Annotated in this window: 12 protein-coding genes; 7 read left to right on the forward strand and 5 right to left on the reverse strand. The window is 51.0% G+C overall.

The genetic code is table 11. The features are described from left to right. Positions 1-135: 135 nt before the first annotated feature. Positions 136-2,493 (forward strand): helix-turn-helix domain-containing protein, encoded by a 2,358-nt coding sequence (locus tag ACE41H_RS13505; RefSeq protein WP_375355793.1) that lies wholly within the window; start codon positions 136-138, stop codon positions 2,491-2,493. A gap of 746 nt (positions 2,494-3,239) precedes the next feature. On the opposite strand, the gene ACE41H_RS13510 is transcribed toward ACE41H_RS13505, so the two are convergent. The 3 genes from ACE41H_RS13510 to ACE41H_RS13520 all read right to left on the reverse strand — a co-directional run bounded on the left by ACE41H_RS13510 (position 3,240) and on the right by ACE41H_RS13520 (position 7,140). Then, positions 3,240-4,838: a type 2 periplasmic-binding domain-containing protein gene (locus tag ACE41H_RS13510; protein WP_375355794.1), complete on the reverse strand. Its 1,599-nt coding sequence runs from the start codon at positions 4,836-4,838 to the stop codon at positions 3,240-3,242. 394 nt (positions 4,839-5,232) lie between these two features. Continuing rightward, positions 5,233-6,144 carry a carbohydrate ABC transporter permease gene (locus tag ACE41H_RS13515; RefSeq protein WP_375355795.1) on the reverse strand — a complete coding sequence of 304 codons (912 nt, stop codon included), beginning with the start codon at positions 6,142-6,144 and terminating at the stop codon, positions 5,233-5,235. A 12-nt stretch (positions 6,145-6,156) separates the two neighbouring features. Further along, positions 6,157-7,140 carry an ABC transporter permease gene (locus tag ACE41H_RS13520; protein ID WP_375355796.1) on the reverse strand — a complete coding sequence of 328 codons (984 nt, stop codon included), beginning with the start codon at positions 7,138-7,140 and terminating at the stop codon, positions 6,157-6,159. 369 nt (positions 7,141-7,509) lie between these two features. Here ACE41H_RS13520 and ACE41H_RS13525 point away from each other — a divergent pair, with 369 nt between their 5' ends. Both ACE41H_RS13525 and ACE41H_RS13530 read left to right on the forward strand, forming a co-directional pair. Beyond that, positions 7,510-10,707, forward strand: a complete 3,198-nt coding sequence (locus ACE41H_RS13525) for an alpha-mannosidase (RefSeq protein ID WP_375355797.1) — start codon at positions 7,510-7,512, stop codon at positions 10,705-10,707. Positions 10,708-10,729: 22 nt separating this feature from the next. After that, the gene (locus ACE41H_RS13530) at positions 10,730-12,010 is read left to right on the forward strand and encodes a glycoside hydrolase family 125 protein (RefSeq protein ID WP_375355798.1); all 1,281 of its coding nucleotides are present in this window, start codon (positions 10,730-10,732) and stop codon (positions 12,008-12,010) included. A gap of 49 nt (positions 12,011-12,059) precedes the next feature. Here the strand turns inward: ACE41H_RS13530 and ACE41H_RS13535 are convergent, their stop codons facing one another. Continuing rightward, on the reverse strand, positions 12,060-12,968 hold the full coding sequence (locus tag ACE41H_RS13535; protein ID WP_375355799.1) for a helix-turn-helix domain-containing protein: 909 nt from the start codon (positions 12,966-12,968) through the stop codon (positions 12,060-12,062). 120 nt (positions 12,969-13,088) lie between these two features. Here ACE41H_RS13535 and ACE41H_RS13540 point away from each other — a divergent pair, with 120 nt between their 5' ends. The 4 genes from ACE41H_RS13540 (at position 13,089) to ACE41H_RS13555 (ending at position 16,340) form a co-directional block, all read left to right on the forward strand. Next, positions 13,089-14,147 (forward strand): Gfo/Idh/MocA family protein, encoded by a 1,059-nt coding sequence (locus tag ACE41H_RS13540; protein WP_375355800.1) that lies wholly within the window; start codon positions 13,089-13,091, stop codon positions 14,145-14,147. Next, positions 14,144-15,001: a sugar phosphate isomerase/epimerase family protein gene (locus tag ACE41H_RS13545; RefSeq protein WP_375355801.1), complete on the forward strand. Its 858-nt coding sequence runs from the start codon at positions 14,144-14,146 to the stop codon at positions 14,999-15,001. The genes ACE41H_RS13540 and ACE41H_RS13545 overlap by 4 nt, the downstream gene beginning before the upstream one ends. 239 nt (positions 15,002-15,240) lie before the next feature. Beyond that, entirely contained in the window at positions 15,241-15,921 is a 681-nt protein-coding gene (locus ACE41H_RS13550; RefSeq protein WP_375355802.1) for a hypothetical protein, read from the forward strand. Positions 15,922-15,977: 56 nt separating this feature from the next. Beyond that, the gene (locus ACE41H_RS13555) at positions 15,978-16,340 is read left to right on the forward strand and encodes a toxin-antitoxin system TumE family protein (RefSeq protein ID WP_375355803.1); all 363 of its coding nucleotides are present in this window, start codon (positions 15,978-15,980) and stop codon (positions 16,338-16,340) included. Positions 16,341-16,409: 69 nt separating this feature from the next. Here ACE41H_RS13555 and ACE41H_RS13560 read toward each other — a convergent pair whose 3' ends face one another. Then, positions 16,410-17,285, reverse strand: coding sequence for a sugar phosphate isomerase/epimerase family protein (locus tag ACE41H_RS13560; RefSeq protein ID WP_375355804.1), 876 nt, complete (start codon positions 17,283-17,285; stop codon positions 16,410-16,412). Between the last annotated feature and the right edge of the window lie 229 nt (positions 17,286-17,514).

A 17,514-nucleotide genomic window follows, 5' to 3' on the forward strand; every position in this document is an offset into this window, starting at 1 on the left:
TTCGCAAATTCTAATGATTTCCTTCCCCATCAGCAAATTTTATAGCATAATGAGTTAAACCAATATAAAACGCTTTCAATCCTTACATCTGATGTAATTGCACAAAATATAAAGATTGGGGGGGCAGGGATCATCATGAACAGAATTCCCAAGCTGCCGAAGTTCACTACAGGCAGAATGAACTGGAATGATTTCAAATCAAAGCTGCTGCTAAGGTATACCTTGTCTTATATCCTTATTTTTCTGATCCCGCTCACCGGTGTGACAGTGCTCGCCTATAACAGTGCCATTGCCAGCCTGCGTTCGGAAATCGAGCAGTCCAACGTCAATCAGTTGAATCAGGTACGCATGACCATCGACAGCCGTATGGCGGAGCTGCAGGATATAGCAGGACGCATCACCTATGACGAGCATCTGACCCATTACATGGCACGCCATCCTTATTACAGCCGTGAGGCTATCAACGCGCTGGCCAATTACAAAGCGAACAGTCAAATCCTTGACGATCTGTTCCTTTACTTTCGCGGCGACCCTGTGATTTATTCCTCTACCGGTCATGCGAATCTTGAGGTTGTGTTTAATCAGAAGTACAAGTTCAGCAAATGGAGCCCGGAAGAGCTGCGCCGTGACCTGAACGAAGTGACACATCCGCTGATGCGCCCTGCCGAAGCGGTCAGTGTCAATTCCCGGCAGGAATCAGTCCTCTCGCTCATGATCCCGATCAAACCAAATGATCCTTATCCTTATGCAACGGTCATATACCTGATGGAGGAATCCAAGCTTACGGGTGTAATGGATTCTATTTTGAATAATTATTCCGGAAACAGCTACATTTTCGATGATAAAGGACAGATTCTGACATCCAACAGCCACGGGGCAGCCATTCCCGCAGACGAACTGAAAAAGCTTATCGCTCTGGGACCCGGCATTCACAGCCAGACCCTGAATGATGAGCAGCAGTCCGTTGTGGCCGTACAATCCGAGGAGAATGGCTGGACCTATATGACCACCATGCCGAGCAGCCAATTTTTCAGCAGGATCGTTCATGTGCAAACCCTGATTCTGATCGTATTCGCCGCCGTTGCGCTGACCGGAGTCACCGCCGCCATTTTGCTTGCCAGACGGCAGTATCACCCGATTCACGACCTGCTCGAATTCGCCAGGGTGAAAACGGGCGCCAAATCTCCGGACACGTTTAAATCCGGCGGGGAATGGGAGTGGATACGCCAGACCATTCATGACTTCAGCGTGCGTATTGATATTCAGGAGCCTTATGTGCGCAATCATTTCCTGCTGACACTGCTCAAGCACGGAAATCCCGACGATGAAGGAATGGATAGCATTATCCGCTCCATGGGCCTGCAGTCCCCGCAGATGAGGAGCAGCTATTTTGTCATGCTGCTGACCTGGGATGAATTCCCGGCAGCCTCCAAATCGGACCTGGACCGCAGAATGATTTACAAGATGTTCAGCGACCTGGAGCTCCCGGAATTGAAAGCTCATGTGTATGGCATTGAATTTTCACCCTCAGATCCCTTTGCGCTGATCGTCAGCATCGCGGAAGATGAAGATGCCGCACTGCATGAAAGAATCCAGAATACCGTCGATACGGTACGGGCAAGGGTGGTTGAATCCTTCTTCCTCCACCCGTCCATCGGGGTGGGAACACCTTACGGTTCTCTTGGTGAAATCAACCAGTCGTTTATTGAGGCGGCCACCGCCCTGGAATTCCGCATGCTTGGGGGCCAGGGCAGCATTACCTTTTTTGAAAATCTGACCAGTTCGTCGACCGAAGCGTTCTGGATTTCCAAAAAGTCGCTGCTCAAGCTGGAACAAAGCCTTAAGCAGGGCAATGAATCCGTCGCCGTGCAGATGATCGATTCCATCATCGCGGACATCCGTAATCAGCCGGTATCGGCGGCGCTGCTGCGGTGCATCTGCTTTGACCTGCTGAACTCTCTGCTCAAAATAGCTTCCGAGTCCGGCATGACCGGTGTCATCCGCGACATCCCCAGGTTCACCTCCTTCGAAACGCTCGAGGAATTGGAAAACACCCTGGAAATGCTGGCCATGCAAATTTGCGCCCAGGTCGAACGCAAAGCGGAGCAGCAACAGAACTCGCTGGTGGACGATATTGTCAGTTATGTCGACCGACAGTTCGCCGATTACACCCTGAGTCTGGAGCAGCTGGCGTTAAAGTTTTCAATATCCACTTCCTATTTAAGCCGCTGTTTCAAGGAAAAGACGGGTTCCACCTTTTCACAGTACATTTGGCACCTGCGCATGAATGAAGTGATCCGGCTGCTGCTCACCACCGATGACCCTTTAAAGGACATTATCGAGCAGGTCGGCTATCTGGACACCCCGAATTTCATCCGCAAGTTCAAAAAAGAAACCGGCTGCACGCCGGGACAATACCGGAAGCTGTACGCAGACACGTATCTGCACACAGATCACACCATCTCAGGCTCGGCCCACTCAGGGACAAAATAAAAAATCGATGACATGGGGTGCTCCAAAAGGTCCATTGACCTGGGGGACTCCTTTCGTGTGTTATGAGACGCTCCGTGCTTAACCCTACTTCAAAATGATAAGAAAGAAATCGCCAATCTCCACGATTTCCAATTTGCCTAAAAAATAAGGGAAGGGAGAAGATCCCTGTTCTTCCCCCCTATCTTCTTCATGCCTGCGCGTACCATGTATGGGATTCGGACAGAAAGCTCTTATTGCTCAAAAATCCAGCTTATTGACACTAGCGTTGCGACAAATCTGACAAAGATACTTTTTTAACCACAGAACTATTCTAACGGTTTCCACAGCCGCTATTGGTTCCAAGAACGTTGATTTTAAATTATTACGGTTGCCATGGCGCTTATTTCACTTAACCCGGATCTTTTCGCCTAGATTAAGGAAAATAACGGCGTTCACAACTGTTAGAATTTAGAACAGGCCTTTTTTCGTAAAATACCAGCTGTTACAACCGTTAAATTTCCGGTGGGAGCAATATCAGCGCGAAAGCCTGAGCTTTTGCGGAAAAGGACGGTACAATATAACTCAAGAGTGAATGTATGATTCACATGAGCCAAAGCGATGGAGAAAGAGCGAGTATCGGTGAAAATCGGCCACCATACTCGCCCCTTTAAATTCAAAATAGTTCGTAATTCGGTGCAACTTATCGGCATTTGAAAGCTGCATATGGAGCAGCCCATTTATGTGACAGCTCTATATGAAGGGCTATATCAGCTGGATTTCCAGCGGTCATAGGCTGTTTGATAGATCTCTGCCATACGGCCTCCGCCCATTTTGTTAATGGTCTCCACGTACTTATCCCAGTTCGCAAGCGGCTCCTGGCCTGTCACAAACCGTGCCTCCATTTGCTCCACGTAGGTGTTCAGGTCGGATTGCAGAGTTGCAACCTCCGCCTGCTCTTCCTCGGTCAGAAACAATACTGGGAATGGAATTCTTGCTCCCCGGTCTAGCAGCTTCTCCTGTGATTGCTGGGCCACCCATTTGTCAAAATCGGTAGTAAGCCCTTTGTTGATATCATCCGTCATCATAGCCGGTGTCGGTATGCCGTAATTCGGCGTAATGGTGGCGCGGTAGTCTTCACGCTCCATACCGTTCGGGACGGGCAGCCATTCCTTCACGCGCGCTTCCTTGTCCTTATACTTCCAGAGCAGGCCTTCCGGGCCTTTATCGAAGAAAACGGCTCCTTCGTAGGAATAAATGTAGTCTACCCACCGCATGGACGCTTCCGGCGCAGGATTTGTGCTGGTAATCGCAAAGGCGCCACCCGTGACTCCCTTGTTGCGGGCAATCGCCGGGGCATCAACCATATCGCTTTTCACCGGACTGAACATCGGATCATCTGTACTCGGCTCACCGCCCATTACAAAGTAGGCATGCCAGTCCGTAAACAGGCCCAACTGCCCGTTCTTGCCCTTGGCTTTTTTCTGCTCATCCGTTTGCGAGAAGGTATCATGGTCCAGCAGATCCTCATTCCAAAGCCGATTCAGGTAAGTCAGATATTCCTTGTACCCTTCTTCAGCCGGTGTGTAATGCACCTTGTCCTGGTCATCCACATAAATTTTCTCTTCATAAATACCGAAGGCCCCCAGGAGCCATGTGCGGATATCTTTCAGCTTTACGGAGGTAAGCGGGATTTCATCCTGCTGTCCGTTGCCGTTCGGGTCTTCTTCTTTGACGCGTTTCAGATATTCATGCAACTCCTCCGTCGTTTCGGGAAGCTTGGTCACTCCCAATGCCTTTAAATAATCACCGTTATACCACATAGGATTCTTGTACCAGGGCTGGTTGAACTCAATGCGCGGCAGGGAATAAATATGCCCGTCCGGCGCCGTAATCGATTTGCGGATTTCCGGATTCTCATCGAGAATTTTTTTGAAATTTGGCGCATACTCATCGATCAGATTTTCGAGCGGGATCAGGATACCCTGACTGCCGTAAGTCAGTTCTTCGGCGGGTGTCAAGCCTGCTGCGTAGAACATGTCCGGATACTCCCCGCTGGCGAAGACCAGGTTTTTCTTGGTCTCGAAGCTTTCCTTCGGGGCATTCATGAATTCAAGATGGATTCCGCTAAGCTTCTCCATTTCCTGAATGACCGGCATATCCGCCCAGTTTTGAATGCCAACATCCGGTCCCATCATCGTTAGCGTCAACGGTTCGCTTACAATGGGAAAACCTTCTTTGTTGACGATGTCTGCCTTAGCGGACGGCCCTTCCGCCGTCCCTTGATCTGATGACCCGCAGCCCGCCAGCAGCGATACACTAAGGCCCGCCGCCAGCAGCAGGCTGAGGCTTTTTCTGAAAGTAATCATATTTTCATCCCTTTCCCGGTGTTTTCCTGGCGTTGAAACTTGGATTCCCCCTGGAATCTGTGCCGACTTCGGAGCGATACCCTGAGTGTTTTTCCCGCTAAAAGCGAATTTCAGCAAAGTGAAGTGTTCGCCATTTCCCGAGAGGCGCAAGCATTCGAGGGAGCATTACCCTCCCCCTTGAGAGAACGAAATAACCGCTTCGAAGAAAATGCCTAAGGAGTGTTTCGCCCACGTACAGAGGGAGCAGAATTCCACTGGAGAAGCGAAGCGTTCGCCTTTGTCCCCGGATTTTTACCACTAAAAAATAATTCAATAAAATCCGGGGACAACAGCGATCGGAAGTGGAATCTGCTCCCGGCGTATCTGTAGCTTACACCGAGGTTATTTCGTTATCTCATCCCTTCACGGAACCAATCATCACCCCCTGTACGAAATAACGCTGCAGGAATGGGTAGATTACGATGACAGGCAGCGTGGACACGATGATGGCGGCATATTTTACAAGGGAAGCCATATCCGCCTTGTTATTCATCGCAATCGCCATGTCCCCGCTGATGGCGACACCTGTCGTCTCTGCCGTCATTTCCTGCAGGACGAGAATCTGGCGCAAAATGAGCTGCAGCGGATATTTGCTTTCATCCGTCAAATAAATAAGTGCCGAGAAATAGCTGTTCCAGTGGCTGACTCCGTAAAACAGGGCCATTACGGCGATAATGGGACCGGAAAGCGGCAGAATGATGCGCACGAACAACCCGAAATTGGTGCAGCCGTCCATCTGTGCGGCTTCCTGCAGCTCATGGGGAATCGTTGATTGGAAAAAGGTTCTGGCAACGATGATATTCCAGACAGAGGCGGCCACCGGCAGGATCAGCGCACCCATACTGTTCATGAGGCCGAGGCTTTTGACCAGCAGGTAGGCCGGCACTATGCCGCCGCTGAAGAACATTGTCACGAGCATCATGCCCATAAAAAAATTACGGCCGACAAGATCCTTTCGGCTCAGGGCATACGCGGCCGGGAGCGTTACTGCCAGATTCAGCAGTGTGCCCAGCACCGTATACAGGATCGTATTGGCATAGCCGTTCCATATTTTCGCGTTTTCAAAAACCCGTGTGTACCCGTCCAAATTCCATCCCTTGGGAAACAGCCACATTTCCCCCGAATTGACGTATCGCGGTTCGCTGACAGAGGCGCTCAGGATATAGATCACTGGATACAGCACTATGATCATGGCAATAGACAAGTAGATATAGTTCAAAATGATAAATAACCGGTCGGAACGCGTCTCTTTAACGGATGTAATCATCAGCTGTCCCCCTTACCATAAGCTGTTCTCGCTCGTGCGGCGTGCGATGTGGTTGACGGTAATCAGCAGCAAGGCATTTACAACGGAATTGAACAATCCGACAGCCGTAGAGAAGCTGTACTGAGCATCCACCAGGCCCGAGCGATATACGAAGGTGGAAATCACGTCAGAGGAGCTCATATTGAGCGGATTTTGCAGCAGCAGAATTTTTTCAAAACCGACACCCAGGATATTGCCCATATTGAGAATCAGCAAAATGGTGATCGTCGGCAAAATGGTTGGAATATTGATGTGCAGCATGCGCTTGAAGCGACTCGCTCCATCCACGATGGCGGCCTCATGCAGCTGTGGGTCAACGCTGGACAGCGCTGCCAAATAGATAATCGTCCCCCAGCCTGCGCTCTGCCAGACACCGGAAAGCACATACACGGTCTTGAACCAGGCGGGATCTGTCAGGAGATCAGGCGCATTGAAGCCCAGAAATTCCACGATCCGCACAATCATGCCAGTGGACGGGGATAAAAAGGTAATAATCATGCCAGCCATTACGACGACGGAAATAAAGTGTGGGGCATAGGTAATCGTCTGTACCGACCGCTTGAAGAAGCCGTTCCGGATTTCATTGAATGCCAGCGCCAGGATGATCGGAAGCGGGAAGCCCACCGCCAGCTCGTAAAGGCTGAGGCTGAAGGTGTTCCACAGCAGGTCCCAAAAATAATAGGAATTAAAAAAGCGTTCAAAGTGATCAAAGCCTACCCACGGACTGCCGGTGATGCCCTTCGTGGGAATAAAATTTTTGAAGGCGATCTGGACACCATACATCGGGATGTAGTGAAAAATGAAAAAATACAGCACGGCCGGTGTGATAAACAGATACAATTCCCAATTTTTCAGAATCCGGCTCCAAAGGGGCCTGCCCGTCTCTCTGGAGGAAAGAACGGTTCCTTGCCCTGCTGCCGACTCCAATGAGAGAGCTCCTTCCTCTTTTCTCTTCATAGCATCATCCCCTCTTTTCAATGTTCAGACTGTAGTTCTAAAGTTCGCAGCCTTCGGCGCAAATCCGGGCTCCGTCAAGACTTACTATAGAAATTGTAGGCCGCAAATTTTATAAGGTAAATATGTAGAATCTGCACAAAACGGCAGAATAGCTGCCACCCCTTATCCAATAAGGTTTTACAAAACAAAGCAATACTTTTTTGAAAGCGTTTATACATGTTTGCTATATGTGAATTTTGTTATCTCAATATCAATTCACATCTGACACATTGCATAATCCATCAGGTTGTGTGATTCTTTCTAACGAGTTCAGATGCAAGCCATTTCAAAAAAAGCTCGGGTACCAAGCCGTAAGGAGGCATATGAAACATGTTTCTGACTGAGAAAAAATTATTCGCACGCCTGCGAGAACTGGATGAATATCGTTACCGTGACCGGATTCCGTTCAAGGAGCTGCGGGCAATCGAAGATGAAGGCTCCAGGGTCAATCCCGACCTGCCGGAGGTTGGCGAAGAGTGGGGGCATATCCGTCACGGGGACACCTGGACCGGCCGCGACCGTTATTTGTGGGTCTCCATGGATGCGGAATTCCCTGCGGAATGGGCAGGAAAACGAGTGCTCGGACGCTTCGATTTCGGCACGACCGGCGGGGGCACCAATTCAGGGTTCGAGTCGCTGCTGTATCTGGACGGTCAGCCTTATCAGGGCGTCGATTCCAATCATAAGGAAGTGTTTTTTACTGAAGAAGACGTGGCAGGCAGCAGAAAACGGCTGTTGTTCCGGCTGTGGTCAGGCCTGGAAGGCGGCGGTAGGCCCAGAGAGCAGAAGCATGAAGTTAAGCTGGCGGAGATTTGCTGGCTGGATGAAGCGGCCGACGATCTGTATTACACCGGTCTGACGGTATATCAGACCATCCAGGTGCTGGACGAGCAGGATGCCGAACGGGCGCTGCTGCAGAAGACGATGGATCAGGCCTTCCGTCTGATCGACTGGAGCGAGCCGGGCTCGTCCGCTTTTTATGAAAGCGTAGCTGTGGCCCGCACTTACCTGTCCGACCGAATCGATGAAATGGACAAAAACACGCTCGTCACCATAACCTGTGTCGGCCATACCCATATTGACGTAGCCTGGCTATGGCGGCTGAAGCATACGCGCGAGAAAAGCGCGCGCTCCTTCTCCACGGTCATGCGCCTGATGGAGCTGTTCCCGGAATATATTTTTCTGCAAACCCAGCCGCAGCTTTATGAATACATCAAACAGGACTTCCCTGGCATCTATGAGCAGATTCAAAAACGGATCAAGGAAGGACGCTGGGAAGCCGGCGGCGGCATGTGGCTGGAAGCGGACTGCAATCTGACGTCAGGCGAATCGCTCACCCGCCAGCTGCTGGTGGGCACCAGATTTTTCAAGGAAGAATTCGGAGCGGATTGCGAATATCTGTGGCTGCCCGACGTGTTCGGGTACAGCTGGTCACTGCCGCAAATTTTGCGCAAATCCGGAATCCATACATTTATGACCACCAAAATCAGCTGGAACCAGTACAACCGCATGCCGCATGACACGTTCAAGTGGCGCGGGATTGACGGCTCGGAGGTGCTGACCCATTTTATCACCACGATTGAGCCGTGGTCGGTGGCCTCCTCCACGTTCTATACGTATAACGGGCATGTAGAGCCAAAGACGGTCAAAGGAAGCTGGGGAGCGTATCGGGACAAGGAGCTGAATCAGGAGCTGCTGTTGTCGTACGGTTACGGGGACGGCGGAGGCGGCGTCAATCGCGAGATGCTGGAAATGCGGCGCAGGATCGACCGGCTGCCGGGACTGCCCAAGGTGAAGACCGGCAGAGCGGACGAGTATTTCCGGCGGCTGCAGGAGAACGTGGAAAATACCGAGAGTTATGTGCACACCTGGGACGGGGAGCTGTACCTAGAGTACCACCGCGGCACGTATACGAGCCAAGCCTACAACAAGCGCATGAACCGCAAGCTGGAGCTGCTGTACCGGGAGGCAGAATGGCTGAACGCCTGGCAGAGCGTGCTGGGCGATAATTGGTCGCTCTATGAGGGGAAAAGACTGACAGACGGCTGGAAGATCATTTTGCGCAACCAGTTCCACGATATTATCCCCGGCTCCTCCATCCGGGAAGTATATGAGGACAGCACGCTGGAATACGCCGAAGCAGAAGAGATCGGCCGCTCGGTCCGGGCACAAGCGGAGCAAAGCATCGCTTCTGCTGTGGAATCAGGCGCTACTGGGCGGGAGTCAGACCCGGCGGGGGTCAGGTCCTTCGTGATCTGGAACTCCTCTCCATGGCAGCGCACAGATCTGATCGATGTTCCCCTTCCGGACAGCGGCGGTTCGGGAGTATGGCGCACTGTGGACGGCCGGCCGCTGAACGCACATTGGAATAACGGTGTCTGGACGATTCAGGTGGATGACCTGCCTCCACTCGGTTATGCAACAATTGTGCTTGATACGACAGCCGGGAAGGAAGTTCTGACTGCAGCAGGTACGGAGACGCCATTCCAGTTCCGGGAAAACGGACTGTCGACCCCGTTTTACGAGCTGGAATGGAACGTACAAGGTCAGCTTACCCGCCTGTACGACAAGGAGCAGCAAAGAGAGGTGCTGGCGCCGGGCAGGCGCGGCAACGTACTGCAGCTGTTTGAGGATAAACCGCTCAATTTTGATGCATGGGATATCGATATTTTTTATCAGGAAAAGATGCGGGAAATCACGGAGTTGAACCGCATGGAAGTGGTGGAGAACGGCGCGCTGCGGGCGGCCATTCGCTTCGAATGGAAGTACGGCGGCTCGGTCATCACGCAGGATATGATCCTGCATGCCAATGACCGGCGCATCGATTTTGCCACAGAGGCGGATTGGCATGAACGGCATCAGTTGCTGAAGGTGGCCTTCCCTGTGCATATCCGCTCGACCGAGGCGACCTATGATATCCAGTACGGCAACGTCAAACGGCCGACCCACTGGAACACGAGCTGGGACAGCGCGCGTTTCGAGTCCGTCGGCCATCAATGGGCGGATTTGTCCGACCGCGGCTACGGTGTCAGCCTGATGAACGATTGCAAGTACGGCTATGACATCAAGGACAATGTGCTGCGCCTGTCCTTGATCAAATGTGCTACCTCGCCGGATATCGAAGCCGATCAGGGACATCACCGCTTCACTTATTCCTTGCTTCCGCACAGGGGTGACTGGCTGCAGGGCAATACCGTGCAAAGCGCCTGGGCCTTGAACGCTCCGCTGCGCTTCAGCGAGGGAGCCGCCCAGGCTTCGTCACTGTCGATGTTCCGCCTTTCCACAGATACCGCTATGATTGCAGCAGTGAAGAAGGCTGAAGACAGCGACAAAGTAATTTTGCGGATTCATGACTATTCCGGCAGCCGGCAGCCCTTGACCATCACAAGTGACCTGCAGATCATGGGCTGGAGAGAATGCAATCTGATGGAAGTGTCCGATGAAGCCATGCGGCTGGAGAGCGAGCTTCAATGTGTGCTGGAGCCCTATGAGATCAAGACGTTCGAGATAGATATACGTACCCCATAACTTTTTCAGGAGGCATCATCAAATGAAATTGCCCGCATCTATCGTTCAGGTACTCAAGGATGCGGAGCAGCGGCTGGCCCACCGGCCCAAGCTGCTCCGCCTGTTCACCAACTGCTTTCCCAATACACTGCAGACCACGACCAAGCTGCTGGACGACGGCACCACCTTCGTATTTACCGGCGACATTCCCGCCATGTGGCTGCGCGATTCCGTGGAGCAGGTGCGGCATTATATTCCGTTCGCCAAGGGCGACCCTGAACTCCAGCGTATTTTGGAGGGATTAATCCGCCGTCAGATGTTTTACATTAACATCGACCCGTATACGAACGCCTTCAATGAAGAGGCAAACGGCAGGCACTATAACGACGGGGACCAATCCGGGATGACACCCTGGATGTGGGAACGCAAATATGAGCTGGACTCGCTCTGCTTTCCCGTTCAGCTTGCTCATATGTATTGGAAGGCGACGGACAGAACGGACATTTTTGATTCTGCCTGTTATCAGGCCCTCACTTCAATCGTCGATGTGATGATCACCGAACAGCGGCATATGGAAAAATCGCCGTACCGGTTCATGCGTCCAGGCTTCAAGGAGACCGAGACGCTGCAGAACGACGGCCTTGGCATGCCTGTCAATTACACGGGGATGACCTGGTCCGGCTTCCGTCCGAGCGACGATGCCTGCCTGTTCGGCTATAACATCCCATCCAACATGTTTGCTGTCGTCGTTCTTGGACATATCCGCGAAATTGCGGAAACGGTATTCAAAGACAGCGGGCTGGCGGTCAAAGCCGACAAGCTGCGCGGGGAAATTGATTTTGGCATCCGTACCTACGGCACCGTGGACCACCCGCGCTACGGAACCATCTATGCCTATGAAACGGACGGCTACGGCAATTATTGCCTGATGGACGACGCCGGCACCCCGGGGCTGCTCTCCATCCCCTATTTCGGCTATGCCGGGACCGATGATCCGATCTACCGCAACACCCGCCGCTTTGCACTGAGCAAGGACAATCCTTTTTACTTTGAAGGAAAATACGCCAAGGGCATTGGCAGTCCCCATACCCCTGGCGGTTATGTATGGCATATGGCGCTATCCATGCAGGCATTGACGGCTGACAACGAGCAGGAGGTCCGGGAACTGATTGAAATGCTGGTGAACACGGACGCGGATACCGGCTTCATGCACGAAGGCTTTCATCCGGACGATCCTGCCGACTTTTCGCGCGAATGGTTCGCTTGGTCCAACAGCCTGTTCGCGATGCTGATTTATCAGGCCACGGGGAAAGGCTGGGTATAGCTCGGGATAATTCAGGATAACTCCAGATAATCCGGGATAGTCCCGGCTTTCAGGCCATCCGGTGTTCTTCCTCCGCGCTGCAGACTGCAGAGGATGCGGCTCTCAGCTCGGAGGGGGATACCGTTTTGTATTTTTTGAAGGTACGGCTGAAATAAGAAATGTCGTTATAGCCGGTTGCCCAGCCGATTTCGGAGATCGTCATATCGGTATGGAGCAGCAAATATTCGGATTTATTGATACGCAACTGGTTAATGTACTCGGGCACTGTACGTCCGGTCAGCTCGCTGAACAGCCTGCTGAAATGAAAACGGCTGAGGCCAGCCATACGAGCCAGTTCATGCACTGACAGCTCCTGCCCGAGATGCTCTCCGATATATTCAAAAATGGGCGTAAAGCGCTCCAGATTTTTTCTCCTGCTCATTTCAAGTGGCTGTGGCGGCGCTTCGGTCACATAATTGCGGAACAAAATGGTGAGCAGCCGGTACATGGAGGATTTGATCGACAGCTCATAGCCGGGCTCTTTGGATTTGAACTCTTCAACGATGGAATCCATACAGACATGCAGACTTTCAACATTGCGGATATGATGCTGAAACAGCACCCGATTCTGCAGAATCGGCACGATAAATTTCGTTTCAATCGCGTCCGGCGACGGGCTTTGCAGTAAAGAGATATCCATAATCAAGCAATAATAGCGCAGCTGCTCGGACCTGCAAATTCCGTGGTGCAGATCATTGCTGTTCAGCACGATCAAGTCGCCGCCGCTCACCTCGTAAGGGGTGGAGTTGCATTCGATCACCGCTTCACCAGACACGAAATAGAGCAGCTCCATATGCTCATGCCAGTGATGGGGAAACAATGTGCTGCCCTCCCCGCCCGCCTTGCAGGTATGAAGCTTGATGGGGAAATAGCGGTCCGGCATATCCATCGGCTCGCGCAAATCGGCAGGTCTTTTCATGTACATTCCTCCTCTGTGACCGCACATTATTGCAAACAAACAGCAAGGTGCTGCATGGATTTAAGCTTCACTGCATCCTTACAATAGATTATAGACCTATTATGAAAGGAGCAACAAGGCATGAAAACCGTCAATATCGGCGTCATCGGCCTCGGCAGCATTTCCGAATACCATCTCAAGCCGTACAGCAACAATCCGCAGGCGAAAATCTACGCGGTCTGCGATCTGAATGAGGAACGGGCCAAAACAGCCGCTGCCGCCTTCGGCGCTGAAAAAGTATATACCGATTACCACGAGCTGCTTGCAGATGAGCAAATTGATGGCGTAAGCATTTGTACGTGGAATAATACACATGCGGAAATCAGCATTGCCGCGCTGAACGCGGGCAAACATGTGCTCGTGGAGAAGCCGCTCTGCCGTACGACCGAAGAGGCCGTCAAAATCCAGGAAGCCGTCGAAGCCTCTGGCAAGCTTCTCCAGGTCGGCTTTGTGCGCCGCTACGATCCTAACGTGCAAATGCTGCGCACTTTCGCGGATGCAGGTGAATTCGGCGAAATTTATTATGCCAAGGCTTCCACCATCCGCCGTCTCGGCAACCCGGGAGGCTGGTTCAGCGATATCGAGCGTTCCGGCGGCGGGCCGCTGATCGACATCGGTGTGCATGTCATCGATCTGTGCTGGTACATGATGGGCCGTCCGAAGGTCAAATCCGTTTCGGGCAACACATACCGCAAGCTCGGCAACCGCGCCCATATCCAGAACCTGTCCCGGTATCAGGCAGCCGATTATGATGCGAACAAAAATGATGTGGAGGATCTGGCAAACGCCCTCATCCGCTTCGAGAACGGGGCCTCGCTCATGATTGAGGTCAGCTTCACCCTTCATGCCAGCAAAAATGAAAGCATTGTCAAGCTGTACGGAGACAAGGGCGGCTTCGAAATCGATCCTGAAGTCATGATGACAACGGAGAAGAACAACACCATCCTTAATGTTCACCCGCAGACCGACAGCTCCGGTTTCCAGTTTGAAAAAGCGTTCCAGAACGAAATCGACCATTTCGTCGATTGTATATTGACTGGCAATCAGCCGATTAGCCCTGTGGAGGATGGCCTTGAAATTATGAAAATCCTGAATGCCGTATATGAATCCGCCGCCCAAGGAAAGGAAATTCACCTATGAAGCTTGGACTGAGCACCTACAGCCTGTACGGCGCATTGAAGAGCGGAGAAATGACCGTTGCGGACGTCATTGATTACACAGCCGACATCGGCGGGTCCCACGTGGAAATCGTGCCCCTCGGATATAACTTGACCGAAGATCCCGGACTCATTGATGTTATTGTAGAAAAAGCCAAGGCCAGAGGACTGGATATCTCCAATTATGCCATCGGAGCCAACTTTCTTACAGAAGACGATGCCCTTTACGAGGCTGAAATCGAGCGGGTCAAAAAGGAAGTGGACCTCGCTGCACGCCTTGGCGTCAAGCTGATGCGGCATGATGTGGCGTCCTCGCCCGACGTCTCCATCGGCCATTTCAACGCACAATTGGAGCGGCTGGCCGAAGCCTGCCGCCAGATCGCCCGTTATGCTGCACAATTCGGCATTACGACCAGCGTCGAGAACCACGGCTACTTTATTCAGAACAGTGACCGTGTTCAAACTCTGGTGAAAACCGTAAATGAACCCAACTACAAAACGACGCTCGACATCGGCAATTTTATGTGCGCGGACGAAGACCCGGTTGCAGCGGTCAAAAACAACCTGCCATATGCGTCTATTGTGCATATCAAAGACTTCTATTTGCGCCCTTCTTACCGCAATCCCGGCGAAGGCTGGTTCCGCACGACCAGCGGCAACTACCTGCGTGGCGCCATCGCCGGCCATGGTGACATCGACCTGCACGAAGTGCTGCGTGCCATCAAACAGTCCGGTTATGATGGATATTTCTCCCTGGAATTCGAGGGCATGGAAGACTGCCGCACAGGTGCGAAAATCGGCTTCGACAACGTGCGTCGTATCTGGGATGGGCTGTAAATTCGGAAAGCACGGTTGATTGTGAGGAATAATCGGAAGAAGCCTGGTTGGCCTGGTTGATAGTGCGGTAAATAAATATGTTTTGATCAGCCTTGGTCCTTTGGACTGAGGCTTTTTTATTCTACCCAGCCCTAAATCATGAATAGAATTGATCGCTTTAGATTAGAATGAAATTGGCAGTTTATTTGTAGTTTCATTGCAGTTTACTTTCAGTTCGTGTAGAATAGGAGGATAAAGAGGTGAACAAAGTGCCTATAACAGAACAAGATAAACTAAACTTTAATTCGGTCATTGAGAACACTTTACAGAAACCGGAACAAGCCGAAGCTATGGCGAAAATACTTTATAACTTAGCACTCAGATTAAACGCCGTGCCTCAAAACTTTATGTCTGAATTCACAAGGTTAATTGAAGGAGGTTTGGTAGAGGAAAGCAAAACCATACTCCCTAAAGCCTTAAACGAGATCAGTACCACTGTGTTATCTCTGGCAGAAGAAGATCTCTCCAGATCCTACACGACCGGACAATTATCCAAAATATTCGGTGTCAGCATTTCAACGATCAATAACTGGATTGATGCCAATCGTTTTGTTGGTTTCAGCCGGGCAGCAAAAAACAAACAAGCAAGAATTAGTGAAAGCACGATTTGGGTATCACCTACGGGGGAAAAAATCCCTGTAAGTGAAGTAGCTAAGCTCTATCAAACGAATCAACAAAAAATGCAGCTTCAGCAAGAACCTACTAAATATGAACGTGTCCGTTACCTGGTCGAAATGATCAAATTTTATGAAGAGCGGTACAAAGGTACTTTTGAAGAAGTAATTAAAGAGAAAGGAGACCCGTCGATGACAGAAGACTTTCAGTGGTCCAGAGAAGGAAAAGAGTGGCGAGCTTTTCTTCAAGAAATTGAATCTGATTGATCGGTAACCCGCCATCAAACTTAGAATTATTGAAAAGGAGATTCGGGGATGCCATCTTGTATATCCGTGAAACTGACAGCACCGGCAAACCAAGCTCAGCATTCGCCCAAAGAGCTACCCTCGTTTTCGTTGATAATTCAAAGCTTTACATAACAGAACATCTGAAAAGCGGACTTATTACTCATTATTACTACGACTGGATTCATGGTAATGGCAATCAGGTTTTAGCAAAGTTTCATTGCGAACCTCATGATGACCCTGATTATCAAACAGATACTGAGCCCTATCACATTCATCCACCTGATCACTCAAAATTAACGAATCAGATACGGTTTGCAAACTATTCGTTTAGGGATCTGTCATCCATTGTTGAAGGCATCTATTTGCTTCATCTGCTGCCGAATAAGCTTAAGGTATAATTTTCCTTATCTAAAAGAGGTCTGTAGAGGCTTAGAAAGCTCTATAGACCTCTTTTTTACGTATTGCTATTAACGGTGGCGGTAGCTCTGGATAAACTTCACAGCTGCTCGGATATCGTTTTCCGGACGCTCGCCAACCTCTCTTTCCACCGTCAAATAACCGGCATAGCCGATATCCTGCAGGGCAGTGAAATAAGCCTCGAAATCAACGTTGCCTTCGCCGAGCGGCACCTCACGGAAACCCGCCCCGCCTTCCGCCATGACTGCAATCTGCTCGTGGTCCAAAACCCCATACACGTCACGGGGATCAACCTCACGCAGACGGACACCGTCCTTAACGTGGGTATGTACAATGTAATCGCGCAGCGTATACACGCCCTGTACAGGATCATCGCCGGTGACCATCACCATATTCGCCGGGTCAAAATTGACCGCTACCCCTTTGGAGTCCAGCGAATCCAGGAACTTCTTCAGCCGCTCCGCAGGCTCAGGGCCAGTTTCGATGGCAAAATATCCACCGCGTGAGGAAGCATAGGCCGCCAGCTCATTACAGGCCTGCTGCATGATGGCATATTCGGGATCATCGCTGCTTTCCGGAATAATTCCGATATGTGTCGTCACGATATTGGTGCCCAGATCAAAAGCAAGCTCAAGCACCTGCTTCGATTTTTCGATTTTCCAGCCGTTCTCCTCCGGATTTTTGAAGCCATGACCGCCGTAATCCGCACATAAAGCCGACACCTCCAGACCCAGCCCGGATATATAATTCCGCAGTTCCGTTCTGTCCTCTACCGTCAAGTTGTCCGGCTCCATTTCACCCGCAATCGCCCATATCTGAACTCCGTCAGCCCCGATTTCCTTCGCTTTCTTCAGGCCCTCCCTCGGGCCAAGTCCAAAGCTGTCTGAAATAACCCCGATTTTATTCGTGAACCCCACGCCCATCATCCCTTCTTTCCACTTCTATATAATTTGTTTCTGTGGCGGCAATCTCCTTCTGTGCCTTCAAGCACGAAGCCGCATAGGACATAAACCGGCCAAAGTCATGGGAAACATCGGCTTCCAGTTTCAAACATTATAATGTTGTTGCGTTTTATTTTATAATCATCACTGGGATTCCGCAATATGTAAAAAGAGTTGGAGAAAAATGACCATTATTTGCTTATGAACAATCCGG

This window comes from Paenibacillus enshidis (assembly GCF_042136365.1).
Taxonomy (GTDB): domain Bacteria; phylum Bacillota; class Bacilli; order Paenibacillales; family Paenibacillaceae; genus Paenibacillus; species Paenibacillus enshidis.